This window comes from Pseudoalteromonas sp. NZS11 (assembly GCF_015864765.1).
Classification (GTDB): Bacteria; Pseudomonadota; Gammaproteobacteria; order Enterobacterales; family Alteromonadaceae; genus Pseudoalteromonas; species Pseudoalteromonas arctica.
The window spans coordinates 212863-229035 of the sequence record NZ_JADYWP010000005.1 but is presented as its reverse complement, the minus strand read 5'-3'; the positions used below and the strand labels follow the sequence as shown (position 1 = coordinate 229035).

Genomic DNA, 16173 nt, shown 5'->3' with positions numbered 1-16173 from the left:
AATTATCTTCTGCGGCTTTTTTGTGACTATTACTTTTTTAACTATGTTTTTTAGGGCCAATAATACGTTTTATAACGGGAGCTTTTGTTGGCTTTGGTTCTTTATTTAAAACCATGACAGGGCGTGTCACAAATAAATTATTAGGGTAAATTACACGGTGCCCATCAATATGCTCAAGTACTACATTCATTAAGCCCATTTCAACAATGCGCCCTTCAACATGATTTGCACCATCAATAATTCGTACCCAATAGCCAACACGGCAATCGTTTTGAATAAACATTAGTAAAAATGCGGTGAGATTACTTAATAATGACCAGGCAGCGAAGAGTGCTACGCCCAACATAGCGAATAAAGAGGAGCCTAAAACCAATAAGCCACGCAGCTCTATACCCCAAAATACTAAAACTAAACACAGCACGACAAAGGCGAGTATAATTTTTAGTAAGAGCTCTGCACGGTATTTTCGGTGTAAATCAACTTTCCCCTTAATTGCTTTTTCGAGTAATTTTTTGGTTATTTTTAATAGCAGAGGGAAAACCAAAATAGCGATTATAGTTACAATTAACTTATATTGTGATGCAAACAATTCTAAAACTTCTATTATTTCCACATTAGGCCCTGAACTTTAATACCAATTTAATTTAATTCAATTGGTATTAGTTTAACGCGTTTGTATTATTTAAAAAGTGTTTTTAACGCTTACTAGCCACTGTACTGAGTCTACGTCATCGTAGCTATCAACTGGGGCTGCAATATCAATGTGGATCATAGTTCCTGAGTTTGCACGACTTGGTGCTAAACGAAGACCCACGCCTATATTTTTTAATACATGTGCGTTTTCGCCATTATCTTTATCGTTAAACCATGCTCTGCCCACATCTACAAAAGCTGCGCCACCCACTTTAAATAGTTGTAGTAAATCGTACTCCCAGTAATAGCGCTTTTCTAGATTAACTAAAAAGCTGCGGTCGCCATGTTGATAATCCATAGGGTAACCACGCAGGCCTGTTTCGCCGCCTAAAGTAAGTTGTTGATCAGCAGTAAGGTTTTTGGCGTATTGCACGCGGGCTTTAACATACCAAGATTGGTCTTCACTGGTATTTAAATAATATTGTACTTGGCTGGTGGCCATAAAGTTTTCGAGTTTTTTCTGTTCTTTATTCCAATAGCCATCAATATCAGCACTAAAACGCCATAAGGTATTATCGTTAGTAAAGTGGGCTTTTTTAAAGTTAAAAGAATACACCGCGCGGCTGTCGTCATTACTTAATGACTCATCTGAATAGCCAATTAAGCTTTTAATATTCCAACCTAAATTTAAATCCTCAGTGCGAGATATACTGTCAAAATTGCGTACCTTTATGTAGTTATCTTCAAACCAATGGCCGCTTATAAAGGGGTAACTTAAACTTCTGTCATCGGCAAGTGGTGCAAATGTGGTGTCTATAGCTTCAAAGGTATGCTGCTCGTCGGTATAGCCTAACGTTAGTCGCTGGGTCCAATTATTATTAAGCGCTTTAGAGTGTCCTATAAATGCACGGTTTAAATCAGTAGTTTGATCAAATTCGCTAAACTCTTCGCCGCGTTTATATAGTGACTCTTCGCGCTGCTCAGAATAGCTTAAAATACCGTAACTAAAAGGGGTGTCTATCGCGTAAAATGGATAGGTTAGCTCAAGTAAATGGCGCTTGCCATCGCTGTTATCAGCGTACTCTAAACGGCCGCGGTAGCGAGTAGATAAAATATTAGGATCGTCGTAAACAAATAAATAACCGCTACGATCGCTGTCGGTCGTGCGTGACAAAGAAAGGCGCTTCCCCCAACCAAGCAGGTTTGATTCTCTAAAACCTATACTCGATTTATTTTCTCCGCCGCTACGGCTAAAGTTTACTTCAGGTAAAAGTGTCCATAAATCACGGGTAACCACTTCTACATTAACGTCACCGTCGCAGTTTTCGATTGCACTAATTTGTGCATCATATAAGTAGCTTTCTTTACGAAGTAGGCGCTCAGACTCTGCAAGCTTTTTAGCATCGTACTTGTCACCAGGGGAGAATAATAAAAGGTTATTAATGACATCGGGCTCTGTTTGAATATGAGCGCGGTTAGCAAATCGGAATAGGGCATTATTCTCCTCTTCAAGCTCAGTATTAAATACATTAAGTTGCTTGAGCTTTATTGAGGCTATTTTAGCGTTACTATTACTGTGCGTGAGGGTTGTTTTGTCTTGAACTTCTCGGCGTAAGTTTTTATTTGTGCTTAAATCTGTCTGTTCTACAAGGCAGTTATCAGTTTTCGTTGAAGATTGTTGTGCGAATGCATTAGGCACATAAAAGCTTAAAACCGTTAAGCTAATACAACATTGTGCTATCCATTTCTTGTTCACCATTAAACCTCTTTACTGCTACGTAGCAAATGACTATCGTAATATCAGCTTACATCATTGTTATTATAATGTAAGTAAAAGGTATGGATTTTGAAACTAATTAATTGTTACTCATATTCACTTATGTTAATAACCAACCTGGTTTAGAACCGCCTGTGGGCGGGATATTAAAAGCTAACTTAAATAAAATGCTAAAGCGGCTAATAAGTGTTCAGCTTCATGGCCTTCGGCATTAATCCAAATACTTTGGCTGTAATGCTCATAGTTTAAATTAAAGGTCTGCTGATTATAGGTAAAGCGAACTTGATGGCGATCGGCGCCTGCAGAATACTCATTGAGTGTTACATCGTCTGAGTGTAAAAAGAGTGTGCTCCACAGTTCAAAGTCTTCATCGTGTGGAGGCTCGACTGGTGTAATTAAAATGTATTTATGGGCGTGGTCATATTCTATTTGGGTCATAACATTCTTAATTTGTAGCTAGGTAATTGCGAATTGCAGTTAAAAATTCGCCGCCGTACTTATTTAACTTAGTAAAACCCACACCCGACACTTTTAAAAATTCACTGTCGTTTGTTGGCATAAGCTGCGCCATTTCGGCTAATGTTTTATCATTAAATACCACATAAGGTGGTACATCATCGGCATCAGCAAGTTCTTTACGTAGTGCGCGCAGGCGAGCAAACAGTTTTTTGTCGTAATTAAATTGTGCTAATTTATCTTGATAAACGTGTTTGGCTTGCAGGCGTGGCTCGGCTAATTGCAGTGCGTACTCACCTTTTAAAATTGCACGCGCGGCTTCGGTTAAGCGAAGCGACGCACCTTGCGTTATATCTTGGCTAAGTAAACCTTGATGAATAAGCTGGCGTAAAATACTGAGCCAAAATTCACTACTTTTATCCCTACCTATGCCGTAAGTACTTAGCTCATGATGATTGTTATCGCGTATGCGACTAGTGTTTGCACCGCGAAGTAATTCAACAATGTAACCAAGACCAAAGCGTTGGTCAGCTCTATATACACACGAAAGTGCTTGTTGGGCGACTAAGGTACCGTCAAAGCTTTTAGGTGGATTTAGACAAATATCGCAGTTACCACAAGGTTCGCGTTGATATTCACTAAAATAGTTAAGCAATATTTGCCGACGACACGTTTGTGCTTCTGCAAAGCTTGCCATTGCGTTAAAGCGTTGTTCTTCTACACGGCGGCGTTGCTCGTCGTCTATGTCTTCAAAAAAGCGTCTTACACGGCCAATATCAGCTGGGTCAAAATACATTATGGCTTCTGCGGCAAGTCCATCTCGCCCAGCACGCCCTGTTTCTTGATAGTACGACTCTATACTTTTTGGAATATCGTAATGCAGTACAAAACGCACGTTAGGCTTGTTTATACCCATACCAAAAGCAACGGTTGCGACCACTATTTGTATATCGTCACGGGCAAAGCCAGTTTGTACAAATTGTCGTTGCTCGTTACTCATACCTGCATGGTAAGCGGCAGCGTTTAGCCCTGCATCTGCAATTTTTTCAGCAATGTCGTCTACGCGTTTACGGCTGGTGCAATAAATAATACCGCTTTGGCTTTTTTGCTCCTTTAGGTAGCGAAGCAATTGCACCATAGGTTTAAATTTTTCTTCTATGGTGTAGCGAATATTGGGGCGATCAAAGCTGCCAGTATGAATATAAGGCTGTTGTAATTTTAGTTGCTCAACTATATCAAAACGGGTGGCTTTATCGGCAGTTGCAGTGAGCGCCATCATGGGTACATGTGCAAAACGTTGCTTTAATTCGTTTAAGCGAAAGTAATGAGGCCTAAAATCGTGACCCCAATGCGACACACAATGCGCTTCGTCAATGGCAAATAAGCTTACATTTAAATGCGATAAACGCTCTAAAAATTCGCGTTGTAATACTTTTTCAGGTGCCACATATAAAAGCTTAATTTGCCCCTGATGAAGCTGTTGATACACCAATTGCTGCTCTTCTCGCGCTAAGCTGTTATTTACGTAAGCGGCTTTTACCCCAAGTGCTTGAAGTTGCGTTACCTGATCTTGCATTAGCGATATGAGCGGAGATATGACAATAGTTACGCCTTCGAGCACTAAAGCGGGTATTTGATAGCAAACCGATTTTCCGCCGCCAGTAGGGAGCAATACAAGCGAGTCTTGGCCGTTAATAGCAGCATCAATAACTGTTTTTTGGCCGTCGCGAAATTCACTGTAGCCAAACACTTGTTTGAGGACAGTTTCGGGTTTACGCACAAGGGTGCTAGAAGGTGGTGTTGATGTATTCATTGGCGGGTATTTTAGTGGTTTTTTAGTGAGATGTCTTTAGCTGAGTTACTTATACCAATCCGCAATACTACTTAATCAATTTGAGGGATCAAATCTGACGCTCGCTGCGTTAAAAATTTCTGATATAGAACAACTAAATAACGAGTTTTTTGCCTTGTTATAGACACTATTTTCTTACCTCCAGATAGATCACTTAATTAAGCTAATTGGTATTAACCTCAACTCTATTGTAAGTAAATTAAACTCTGGTAGTGTTGAAACCGCTTATTAAGATAGATCTGCTTTCTTAAAGTTAGGTTGCTAAGTAAATGATTTAACTAGAACCTCGTAGTTTTGCTTAAGTTATGCTTTACTCATCGTACCAGTTTAAACATAGAGAATAATAATGAATAAAGAAATGTTAATTGAACAAGTGGGCGCATTATTTGTAAATGGCATGCCATTTAACCAGTTTTTACAAATATCGGTTGAGTCGTTGAGCCCTGAACAGGCCAAAATTACGTTTCCGTGGCAGGATGTACTCATTGGTAACCCTGCGCAAAAAATACTGCACGGTGGTGTTATTTCAGCCGTACTTGATAATGTAGGCGGTATGCTCGCTGCAGCAAGCGTGATTGATAAGCTCACCGATTTAGATATAGGAAGTGTGCAAACAAAATTAGCCACGCTTGGGACTATCGACTTGCGCACTGATTATTTGCGCCCTGGTAAAGGAGAGAGCTTTACAGCGAGTGCCACACTTATTCGCTCAGGTAATAAAGTATGTGTATGCAGAATGGAATTACATAATGAGCAATCAGTTCAAATTGCTTTTGGGACAGGCACGTATTTAGTTGGATAAAACGTGTATGGGAAGTAAACTAGCGGCCTTTTAAATCACTAAGTGTTTATTATGTCGATTGATACTGAGCAGCGTAAAGGTGCTATTTTTGCTTGTCTTGCTTTTTTTATGTGGGGCCTTGCGCCAATATATTTTAAGTTAATTCAGCATGTTTCTGCCTTTGAAATTTTAATGCATCGGGTTGTTTGGTCGGTTGTATTTTTAGTACTAGTAGTAAGTGTTTTAAAGTATTGGGATAAAGTTAAACGCATTATTGTTCAGCCTAAGCTTTTGCTTATGCTTGTTATTACCTCAACATTACTAGGGTTTAACTGGGGTTTATTTATATGGGCTATAAATAATAACCATATGCTTGATGCGAGTTTGGGCTATTACATAAACCCTCTTTTAAATGTATTACTGGGTATGCTCTTTTTAGGTGAACGCCTGCGTAAGTTTCAAGGTGTAGCAGTGGCACTGGCCTTTACCGGTGTTGTGCTGCAGCTAATTAGTTTTGGCTCGTTTCCGGTAGTGGCATTTTCATTAGCTATATCGTTTGCGCTTTATGGTTTGTTACGTAAAAAACTACCCGTTGAAGCCTTGCCTGGCATTTTACTCGAAGCACTTATATTACTGCCTGTTGCACTCATTTATTGGTGGTTAATGGTGCCTACAGCAACATCAAGCCTGCCAGCTAACGATTGGCATACTAATGCATTACTGATTAGTGCAGGTATTGTAACTACATTACCATTGCTGTGTTTTACCGGCGCCGCTAAGCGTTTGCAATACACTACATTAGGCTTTTTTCAGTATATTGGGCCAAGCCTAATGTTTATATTGGCAGTGGTGTTTTACGGTGAAGTGTTTGACGCTGAGAGATTAGTAACGTTTGCATGTATTTGGAGTGCGCTAGCTATTTTTAGTTGGGACTCTTACCATCAATCACGCAAACGTAAAAAAGCGGCTATTACAGCCGCAGAAGTATAATTAACCTAATAGAGCTGTTAGCTAACTACTTTATTACGACCAGATTCTTTAGCGTCGTAAAGCTTTAAATCGGCCTGTTTTAATAATTCATCAATTTGATAAACAGGCCCATCTGCAAAACCAATAGATATAGTAAATTTGATTTTTTCTTTACTAAACTCTTGGCTGTTCGCCTCTATAAAGTACCTAAAACCTTCAAGTCTTTTTAGTGCTTCTTGTTTATCCGCATTTGCAAAGTAAACGGCAAACTCTTCACCACCTAAGCGGGCCACTAAATACTTTTTAAAATATTTACTAAAGCAAATGGAGAGCCCTTTTAATACTTCGTCGCCTACATCATGCCCGTGAGTGTCATTAATTATTTTAAAATGGTCAATATCAAGCATGGCTAGCGCTCCTGAACCTTGCTTATTTTTAATATTTTTAAGTGATTTGCTTGTTTCTTCAAAAAAGTAACGACGATTAGGTAGATTAGTTAGGTAATCGGTGTTGGCTTGGCGTTTAATTGTGGCTATTTGCTCTAGCATATCGACGTTTTGGCTAAGCCTGCAGTAAAACTCTTCACTATTAAAAGGTTTATGTAAATAATCGTTTGCGCCATTTTTTAAAAATAAACTAGAAAGCCCTAAAGAGTCAGAGCCCGAAATACCAATAATGGCTTTTTCGTCGTTGCTATATAAGCGGCGAATTTCGCTACATAACTCATCACCATTCATGTTTGGCATTTCGTTATCAGTAATGATGACTGAAATGTCGGGTGAATTTTCGAGCATTTTTAATGCTTCTTCACCGTCTTGTGCTTCAATAATTTGATATTTGTGACGAACTAACAAGCTGCAAATGTATCGGCGAGTCGATTTAGAATCATCAACAACGAGTACTTTTACATTTTCATTGCGAGGTAAGCGGTGTAATTGTTTTTCTAGGTATTGGTAAGCTTGTTTGTTTTCTTTAATGATGTAATCGATGATTGGGTATTTTTCTACGGTGTCGCGAGTTTTTTTATCAATATTGCCCGTCATTACAATCGTTGGAATATCAGCATTAACAGTGCAGGGTACTGCTTCACCTGATGGGGCATCAGGTAATATAAAGTCAACTACAGCGCAAAAGTAGCTATTTTTACTTATAAGCTCTTTTGTTTGTGCTAATGACTCTGCTATATCAACTTCATAGCCTGCTTTAAGCGCGATGTGCTTTTGCACTCGCGCCATTGCAGGTGTATCTTCAACTATTAGTATTTTTCGCGTCACGGAACAACCCTGTTTATATTTTGCAAAAATATTTGCTTATACAAGTTGTAACTGTTAAAACGCAAAAAAGCAAATAACTTAAGTACTTACAGATTATCCGCTTCTGAATAATACTCTTGGCTAATCGGTGCCGGTCCTGACATTTTTGAGCGGCCAAATAAAGTATGAAACTTAGTTTTACAGGTCGTTAGCTTTAAGTATTTTATCCAAGCACGTTCGATTGGGTTAGTAGGTTCTTGTGAGCCAGTTACTACTGCTACAAACTGTTCTTGATGTTCGTTTTGCGGCTCAATTGTTTTACTGTATAAGCCTCTTAAAACAACACCGTGTTGTTCTAATATACTGGCTTCTAATAAGGTGAAGTTTCCGCTGCGGCTAAAACCACGTGGAAAATTCTGATCATCATAAAATTGACGTTGGCTAACAAATGCTTGGCGTAGTAATGAAATGTTATTGCTCATAGCTTTATCCTCATACCCTATTAATTAGCTGGAGTATGATGCAAGTTTGGCAATTTATTAAACAAATTATTTTTATCGTGAGGATAAAAAATTGGATATCGATTTATTAAAAACATTTGTTGAAGTAGTGCGTACGCGTCACTTTGGTAAAGCGGCCGAAAACCTTTATATTACGCAGTCTGCAGTGAGCTTTAGAATTCGCCAATTAGAGCAAGGGCTTGGTGTTAATTTGTTTATTCGCCAGCGTAATAATATTCAACTTACAGCACCTGGCGAGCGCTTATTACCGCACGCACAAATGATTATTACGGGCATGCAGCGCGCCAAAGTAGATGTTGCACTTGCCGACAATATGCATAAGCAAATTAGCTTAGCAGGAACGCCTAATATTTGGGATGCTTTTTTACAGTTTGGTATAACAAATATTGTATCGGCGATGCCGGGCGTGTCGTTGGTTGCAGAAGTTAAAGCACAACAAGAAAGCACTCGACTTTTATTAGAGCGTACTCTCGATTTGGCAATATTGTTTGATCCACCAAAAGTAGATGAATTAGTGGTAGAGCGAATTTGTGAGTTGCCAATCATTCCAGTAAGCGGATACGACACCGCAACGAACGAAAACTTTTTTGATAATCAATATGTGTATGTGGATTGGGGAACTACTTTTTCTCTTTGGCATGCGCGTCAGTTTACAGGAAAAACGCCACCTTACTTTAGAACCAGCACGGGACGTATTGCACTTGATTTAATACTGCAATGTGGTGGTAGTGCATTTATACCTCAAGTATTGGTTGAAGGGCATTTAGAAAAAGGTGAGTTGTTTCATGTTAAAGGGGTAGAAAACACCTCAAGAGACGTATTTATAGCGTATCACAGAGACAACGAGCAAAAAGAGCTAATAGAAACCTTAGTTAATTTACTTTCGCAAATGACGCCAAGCTTGTCATTAAAGCAAGGTAAGTAAGTTCGGCCGTTTATTAAGCTTTCATGTTATTTTGATTTCACATTTAATGCATTTTTATTAATAAAAAAAGACATTAATATTTCCGTTGTAATATTACTGTCATTTAGCGGTGACAAAATGCAGCAGTTTTAAAAATTAGTCTTTTGTGATTATCCAAGGAAATAACATGAAATTTGTAAAATCGAGCTTATGCTTAGCACTATTAAGTGGTTTATCTTTTAATGCACTTGCTGATGTAGACATTTACGGTAAAGCGAATGTAACAGTGCAATCATCTGATGATGGCGAAGGGTCTTTTACTGAGATAAAAAGTAATGCATCTCGTCTTGGTGTTAAAGGTTCTGAAAAAATAAATGATAGTTTAGAAGCAGTATATAAGTTTGAGTTTCAAGTGGATGTGTCTGATGCTGATTCAAAAGGCGATAACGACGACAACATTTCTGCGCGTAACCAATACGTTGGTTTAAAAGGTGCGTTTGGCCAAGTGGTTATTGGTCGTAACGATACTGCGCTTAAACAATCTCAAGGTAAGTTAGATTTATTTAACGATCTTGAAGGCGACATTAAAAATGTATTTAAAGGTGAAAACCGCTTAGGTAATACTGTTAGTTATTCATCAAACTCATACGAAGGTTTTAAAGTACTTGCTACTTTTGTAGCTGAAGATGATGTAGACGCTGATAACGGTTACTCAATGGCGGTTACTTACGGTGACGTTGCACTTAAAAAGAGCGCAGTATATGCCTCTATCGCAGCCGATAGTGAAGTAAATGGCTACGATGTAGTACGTGCATCAATCCAAGGTAAAGTTGAAAACTTTAAGTTAGGTGCAATGTACCAAACACAAGAAAAAGTTGACGGCAGCGCAGAAGCGGATGGTTACCTATTAAATGCAGCTTACAGCATGGGTAACAACACATTTAAAGTGCAATACCAAGACATGGACTTTGACGACAGCGACGATAAGTCAGCAATATCAGTTGGTCTTGATCACAAATTAAATAAAAACATTAAAGTATTTGGCTTTTACTCAAGCTTCGACATGGACAACAACGTTGACCAAGACTACGTAGGCTTAGGTATGGAATACAAGTTTTAACTATTCGCTAAATTAGTTAAAACACTCCCTTTTTAACCGCGCTCTTTTGAGTGCGGTTTTTTTTGCTTTAAATTATTTACTTAGCCGCCCATAATAGAGCTTCATTTGGAATGAGGTGCGAGTCCTCGACTGTTCCCGCAACTGTAAGCAGCTGAGCTGTAAGTCAGATACAAATGGTATAATACCAATTTTATTAAAAACATGATCTTTCTAGCGAATTAAATAACTTACTAACTTTGTTCAAAATTATTCATATATAACAACTATATGTCATAATTTCGCCTTGTTATTAAGCTATTTATTTGTCGCTATAATAGCTTACTAATTTAATGCAATTGGTATGAATTTTTTTAACGAGCGGGTTTACTCATTTTTTCTTGTAGTGCATTAGTATTTTTATCGCATTTTGGTGAGTTTAACCTAGCCTAGGACTGACTATTGCACACTCAAACGCCATTAAATACACCATTACTAAACGTTAAAAACGTATCGTGGGATATTGGCAATAAAACGATTCTCAAAAAAATAAACCTTAAAATAACCACAGGTAAATTTGTTGGTTTAATTGGACCTAATGGCGCAGGTAAATCGAGCTTATTGCGTTGTTTATATCGCTTTAATAAACCTAGTGATGGCGTGGTGGAGTTTAACAACACCGACATTTGGCAGCTAAAAAGCGATGAGTACGCAAAAAAAGTAGCGGTTGTTTTACAAGAAACCCCCTCGCAATTTAACTTAAGCGTATTTGACGTTATTGCGCTTGGGCTAACGCCTCATAAATCGTTATTTAGCTCAGTAACTAACATTGATAAACAAAAAATCATCCAAGCTATCAACACCGTAGGGTTGGCAGATCATAGTGAGCAAAGCTTTGAATCACTTTCGGGCGGTGAAAAACAACGTGCCTTGATAGCCCGCGCCATAGTCCAGCAACCTCAACTGTTAATAATGGACGAGCCAACTAGCCATTTAGATGTTAAATACCAAATACAGGTAATGGAGCTTGCTAAATCGTTGGGTGTAACGGTGTTTGCATCGTTTCATGATTTAAACTTAGCCTCGGCAATGTGCGATGAACTAGTGGTTATTAAAAACGGTGAAATTACACATACAGGTACGCCAAGTGAGGTATTAACCGAAAACATGCTAGGCGACGTTTTTGGTGTCTGCGCTCAAGTAAATAACCACCCGCAAATATCGAAGTCGGGAAATAGCATCCCTCATATCACTTACTTTTATGGTTATGAATAATATGAGCGCAGTTAATAATCGCCACTCATTTGCGCTTTTTATAAGTACTTTAGCTGCTTTATTTAGCTTATTTGCAGCACTTAGTTTTGGCGCAGCAGAGACCTCACTTCAAGATGTATTTAATAGCTTTTTACTCTCAAATGATGCGTCTTTTAATTCGCGTATTATTTACGAGCTAAGAATGCCACGCACATTACTCGCCTTTTTAGCAGGCTCTGGCTTAGCAATTGCGGGGCTTATTTTACAAACGGTAACGCGTAACCCTTTAGCCGATCCTTACTTGTTTGGTATATCGTCGGGTGCCTCATTTGGTGTGGTGTTACTTATGGCATTAGCAGGCATTAGCGCAGGCTTTATGCTATCGGCAGCAGCACTGCTGGGCAGCTTACTCGCTATGAGTTTATTAATACTTATTGCAGGTAGGCAGCAAAGTGCACAGGTAGAATCAATGTTATTAGCTGGTGTTGCTCTGTCGTTTTTATTTAGTGCGTTTACCAGCTTGTTGCTTTATTGGAGCGATCCTCAGGCGGTAGCCGCTATTTTATTTTGGACACTGGGCAGCTTTGCTCGTGCGCAGTGGGCTACGCTTTGGTTACCTTTATTGGTAATTACATTGTGTACGTTTGTAATGCTGAGCTATAGAAGGCAGCTCAATGCTATGTTGCTGGGCGATGAAAGCGCAATTACATTAGGTGTGAGGGTCCAGCGCTTTAGAATACTCATGCTGGTTTTGAGCTCATTAATTACCGCTGTGCTGGTGGCTATGTGTGGTGGTATTGGGTTTGTAGGATTAATGGTGCCGCATATTGTGCGCTTTTTTATCTCCCAAGGCACCATCGCGGGATTGCTAGTAACCAGCTTAGTGGGCGGTACATTTATGGTGTGGGTTGATGTACTTTCGCGCTCCTTGCTAAAAAACCAAGAGTTACCTGTAGGTGTTATAACCGCTGCTATTGGTAGCGTGTTCTTTTTAAGTTTATTGTTTTTTAGAAAGCGAAGGGTGTAATTCCATGAAAACCTTAATGGTTCAAGGCACTACATCAGATGCTGGTAAAAGCACCCTAGTTGCAGCCCTTTGCAGAGTGTTTGCTAAGCGTGGAGTAAAGGTTGCGCCTTTTAAACCACAAAATATGGCACTTAATAGCGCGGTAACAAAAGATGGCGGAGAAATTGGCCGTGCGCAAGCCTTGCAAGCAATAGCCGCTAAAGTCGAGCCCGAAATAGATTTTAATCCCATATTGCTTAAACCTAATAGCGATACGGGCGCACAAGTGATTATTCACGGAAAAGCCATTAGCAATATGGAAGCGGGCAAATATCACGACTATAAAAAAGTGGCGATGGATGCAGTAATTACCTCACATAACCGCTTAGCTAAACGTTTTGATTTACTCCTTGTTGAAGGAGCGGGGAGTCCTGCTGAAATAAACCTGCGTGAAAACGATATTGCCAATATGGGTTACGCCGAAGAGGTAGATTGTCCTGTCATTATTATTGCCGATATTGATAAAGGTGGTGTGTTTGCACATTTGGTAGGTACGCTTGCGTTGTTAAGCGAGTCAGAACAGGCGCGTGTAAAAGGCTTTGTTATAAACCGCTTCAGAGGCGATATAGGTTTGCTGCAAGGCGGGCTTGATTGGCTTGAAGAATACACAAACAAACCCGTGCTTGGCGTATTACCTTATTTGCACGACCTCGCGCTTGATGCCGAAGACGCCGTCGCAATTGATAATAATGTAACCAACGCCACAATTAATATTGCAGTGCTACTTGTTCCCCATATTAGTAACCACACCGATTTTGATGCACTGCGTTTGCACCCAAACATTAATATAAATTATGTGCGCCATACCCAAACGATCCCAGACGTTGATCTGATAATTCTCCCAGGCAGTAAAAATGTGCTGGGTGATTTAAACTTTTTGAAAAATGAAGGCTGGGACACTCAAATTAAGCGCCACTTACGCTATGGTGGCAAAGTACTTGGCATTTGTGGCGGCATGCAAATGCTGGGCAATACAATCAACGATCCCGATGGTATTGAATCGTCATTAAAACAAGTGAATGGGCTTGCTCTATGCGACTTTGAAACCACGCTAACAGCACAAAAAGTATTAACTAAAATAACCGCTACACTGCTTTTAAATAACCAATCAACACCCTGTAGTGGTTACGAAATACATGCAGGAATTAGCCAAGGTGCAGCGCTTGATAAGCCATTTTTAACCTTTGATGAAAGCCATCCACATGGTTTTATGTTCGATGGCTTTATTAGCGATGATAACGCCATTGCGGGCACCTATTTACATGGTTTATTTGATGAAGCCGATGCTACATCGCAAATTTTAAAATGGGTAAAACCAAGCGCCTCAATTAACCCAATTAGTATTGCCACTCATCGCGAGCAGCAGTTAGAACGATTAGCAACCATGTGCGAAACGCATTTAAACATACAGCAAATTATCTCGATTTATGAAGGACACAATAATGACTGAACAAAACAACGATAAGCACAAGCAGCGCCAACAAAAAGTAAAAGAACAAGTGGATGCGCGCGTTGCTGCAGCACAAGATGTAAAAGGTATTTTTCAGGTAATTACCGGCAATGGTAAAGGTAAATCAACCTCGGGTTTTGGCGTTGTAGCACGCTGCGTAGGGCATGGTAAAAAAGCAGCCGTTTGCCAATATATTAAAGGTACATGGGAATGTGGCGAGCGTAATTTATTACAAGGTGCAGGCGTTGAGTTTGTTGTAATGAACACCGGTTTTACCTGGGATACGCAAAATAAAGAAGCCGATACCGCAGCCGCCCAAGCAACATGGCAAGAGTCAAAACGCATGCTTGCAGATAGCAGTATTGATTTAGTATTACTCGATGAGCTTACGTATATGGTGACCTACGGCTACGTTGATTTAGATGAAGTGGTAACAGCGCTTAATAACCGCCCACCAATGCAGTCAGTTATTATTACAGGGCGTGCAGCGCATCGTACTTTAACCGACCTTGCCGACACTGTAAGCGAAGTGCGTAATGTAAAACACGCATTCGACTCAGGCATAAAAGCGCTAGAAGGGTTTGATTACTAATGCTTAAAGCGTTTTTTATTGGGCTGCTGCTTTTTAGTGTATCGGGCAGTGCACTTGCAGAGCAGGATAATGATTCTAAAAAGCTGCGCATAATCGCGCTTGCACCACATATAGTCGAAAACCTATTTGCCATAGGGGCGGGCGATAATATTGTGGGCACAGTTGATTACGCCGACTACCCTGCTGAGGCCCAAAGTATTGAGCGCATAGGCGGTTATTACGGTATCTCGCTTGAAAAAGTATTGGCGCTTAAACCTGATTTAGTAATTGCGTGGAAAAGCGGAAATCAAAGCGAAGATTTAGCCCAAATAGAGCGCCTGGGCATAAAAGTATATTTAAGTAACCCGGCCACAATCGCTGGTGTAGCCGACGAGTTACTTACTTTTGGTGAATTTACAGGGAACATTAAGCAAAGCCAGCAAGCGGCAAGCGCATTTAAACATAAGCTAAATGGTATTGTTAAAAGCCAGCAAGATAAAAAAAATATTACCGGGTTTTATCAGTTATGGGCTGAGCCCATGATGACAGTAAGTAAAAATACATGGATAAGCCAACTGATTGAAACATGCCATGTAAGTAATGTATTTGCACAGAGCGTTACAGATTACCCACAAATTAGTATCGAAAATGTCATTGTTACTAAGCCACAAGTTATTATTATCCCTGATGAAAAATCAAAAACACCACAGCCGGTTGTTAATTGGCAAAAGTGGCCAGAAGTGCCCGCTGTTAAAAATGATCAATTTATTAGCGTAAATGCCGATTTATTACATCGTTTTACTCCGCGCATGCTAGATGGACTCGCGGATATGTGTGATAAAATAGATGCATCACGTAAACAGATTAAGAGTACACAATGAGCGATTGGGCTACATTTTTAGAAAGTGAATTACAGCAACCTTACATGCAGGAAACGTTAGAGTATGTGGCTAATCGCCGCAATGAAGGTGTTGCTGTTTATCCGCCTGAACCTCAAGTATTTAGTGCTTTTGATGCCACAGCACTAAATGACATCCGCGTTGTAATTTTAGGACAAGACCCATACCACGGAGAAGGGCAAGCGCATGGCTTGTGTTTTTCGGTATTGCCTGATGTAAAAAAGCTGCCGCCGTCGCTTAAAAATATGTACAAAGAGTTAGCTACCGATGTCAGCGGTTTTGCTGTTCCTGAACATGGGTACCTGCAAAGCTGGGCAGATCAGGGCGTGTTTTTACTCAATACAGTATTGACCGTTGAGCAAGGGCAAGCGCATTCTCATAAGCATTTAGGGTGGGAGCAATTTACCGATAATGTAATAGCGCATATTAATAAACACTGCGAAGGTGTGGTATTTATTTTATGGGGTGCACATGCACAAAAAAAAGGTAAAGGCATAGATAGCGCTCGCCATTATGTTTTAAAAGGGCCGCACCCATCACCGCTTTCGGCGCATAGAGGCTTTTTTGGCTGTCAGCATTTTTCAAAAACGAATGAACTATTACAAGCCCAAGGTGAAAAACCGATTAACTGGCAGGTGTAAATAACCTGAGCTCTGAATAATAAATTTATCTCATACAGCTATTTTCAGCG

The 16173-nt window shown here is 39.8% G+C and carries 16 protein-coding genes and 1 riboswitch; of the genes, 10 read left to right on the top strand and 6 right to left on the bottom strand.

Going from position 1 to position 16173, the window contains the following annotated elements:
* Positions 1-37: 37 nt before the first annotated feature.
* The 4 genes from I6E82_RS13115 to recQ form a co-directional block, all read right to left on the bottom strand.
* Positions 38-613, bottom strand: a complete 576-nt coding sequence (locus I6E82_RS13115; RefSeq protein ID WP_007583721.1) for a mechanosensitive ion channel domain-containing protein — start codon at positions 611-613, stop codon at positions 38-40.
* 69 nt (positions 614-682) lie between these two features.
* Positions 683-2392, bottom strand: a complete 1710-nt coding sequence (locus I6E82_RS13110; RefSeq protein ID WP_024609055.1) for a ShlB/FhaC/HecB family hemolysin secretion/activation protein — start codon at positions 2390-2392, stop codon at positions 683-685.
* Positions 2393-2563: 171 nt separating this feature from the next.
* Positions 2564-2848, bottom strand: a complete 285-nt coding sequence (locus tag I6E82_RS13105; RefSeq protein WP_007583724.1) for a DUF3630 family protein — start codon at positions 2846-2848, stop codon at positions 2564-2566.
* 7 nt (positions 2849-2855) lie between these two features.
* Positions 2856-4679, bottom strand: coding sequence for a DNA helicase RecQ (recQ, locus tag I6E82_RS13100; RefSeq protein ID WP_197118067.1), 1824 nt, complete (start codon positions 4677-4679; stop codon positions 2856-2858).
* 385 nt (positions 4680-5064) lie between these two features.
* On the opposite strand from recQ, the gene I6E82_RS13095 reads away from it, so the two are divergent.
* Both I6E82_RS13095 and rarD read left to right on the top strand, forming a co-directional pair.
* The gene (locus tag I6E82_RS13095; protein WP_007583728.1) at positions 5065-5520 is read left to right on the top strand and encodes a thioesterase family protein; all 456 of its coding nucleotides are present in this window, start codon (positions 5065-5067) and stop codon (positions 5518-5520) included.
* A gap of 51 nt (positions 5521-5571) precedes the next feature.
* Entirely contained in the window at positions 5572-6489 is a 918-nt protein-coding gene (gene rarD, locus I6E82_RS13090) for an EamA family transporter RarD (protein ID WP_101216526.1), read from the top strand.
* 17 nt (positions 6490-6506) lie between these two features.
* Here the strand turns inward: rarD and I6E82_RS13085 are convergent, their stop codons facing one another.
* Positions 6507-7742 carry a GGDEF domain-containing response regulator gene (locus I6E82_RS13085; RefSeq protein WP_197118066.1) on the bottom strand — a complete coding sequence of 412 codons (1236 nt, stop codon included), beginning with the start codon at positions 7740-7742 and terminating at the stop codon, positions 6507-6509.
* Positions 7743-7828: 86 nt separating this feature from the next.
* Complete coding sequence (locus I6E82_RS13080) at positions 7829-8203, bottom strand: DUF413 domain-containing protein (RefSeq protein ID WP_197118065.1); 375 nt, start codon at positions 8201-8203, stop codon at positions 7829-7831.
* 91 nt (positions 8204-8294) lie between these two features.
* On the opposite strand from I6E82_RS13080, the gene I6E82_RS13075 reads away from it, so the two are divergent.
* From I6E82_RS13075 to ung, 8 genes are all read left to right on the top strand, one after another.
* Positions 8295-9167 (top strand): LysR family transcriptional regulator, encoded by an 873-nt coding sequence (locus tag I6E82_RS13075; RefSeq protein ID WP_010553277.1) that lies wholly within the window; start codon positions 8295-8297, stop codon positions 9165-9167.
* 166 nt (positions 9168-9333) lie between these two features.
* Positions 9334-10266: a porin gene (locus I6E82_RS13070; protein ID WP_002961381.1), complete on the top strand. Its 933-nt coding sequence runs from the start codon at positions 9334-9336 to the stop codon at positions 10264-10266.
* A gap of 43 nt (positions 10267-10309) precedes the next feature.
* A riboswitch (cobalamin riboswitch) is annotated at positions 10310-10459 on the top strand.
* A 245-nt stretch (positions 10460-10704) separates the two neighbouring features.
* Positions 10705-11517 carry an ABC transporter ATP-binding protein gene (locus I6E82_RS13065; RefSeq protein ID WP_197118064.1) on the top strand — a complete coding sequence of 271 codons (813 nt, stop codon included), beginning with the start codon at positions 10705-10707 and terminating at the stop codon, positions 11515-11517.
* Position 11518: 1 nt separating this feature from the next.
* Positions 11519-12523 (top strand): FecCD family ABC transporter permease, encoded by a 1005-nt coding sequence (locus tag I6E82_RS13060; protein ID WP_197118063.1) that lies wholly within the window; start codon positions 11519-11521, stop codon positions 12521-12523.
* 4 nt (positions 12524-12527) lie between these two features.
* Positions 12528-14012, top strand: coding sequence for a cobyric acid synthase (locus I6E82_RS13055; protein ID WP_197118062.1), 1485 nt, complete (start codon positions 12528-12530; stop codon positions 14010-14012).
* Complete coding sequence (cobO, locus tag I6E82_RS13050; protein ID WP_007376484.1) at positions 14005-14604, top strand: cob(I)yrinic acid a,c-diamide adenosyltransferase; 600 nt, start codon at positions 14005-14007, stop codon at positions 14602-14604. The genes I6E82_RS13055 and cobO overlap by 8 nt, the downstream gene beginning before the upstream one ends.
* Positions 14604-15464 (top strand): cobalamin-binding protein, encoded by an 861-nt coding sequence (locus tag I6E82_RS13045; protein ID WP_197118061.1) that lies wholly within the window; start codon positions 14604-14606, stop codon positions 15462-15464. The genes cobO and I6E82_RS13045 overlap by 1 nt, the downstream gene beginning before the upstream one ends.
* Positions 15461-16123 (top strand): uracil-DNA glycosylase, encoded by a 663-nt coding sequence (gene ung, locus I6E82_RS13040; RefSeq protein WP_197118060.1) that lies wholly within the window; start codon positions 15461-15463, stop codon positions 16121-16123. Before I6E82_RS13045 ends, ung begins: the two co-directional genes overlap by 4 nt.
* Positions 16124-16173 lie beyond the last annotated feature (50 nt).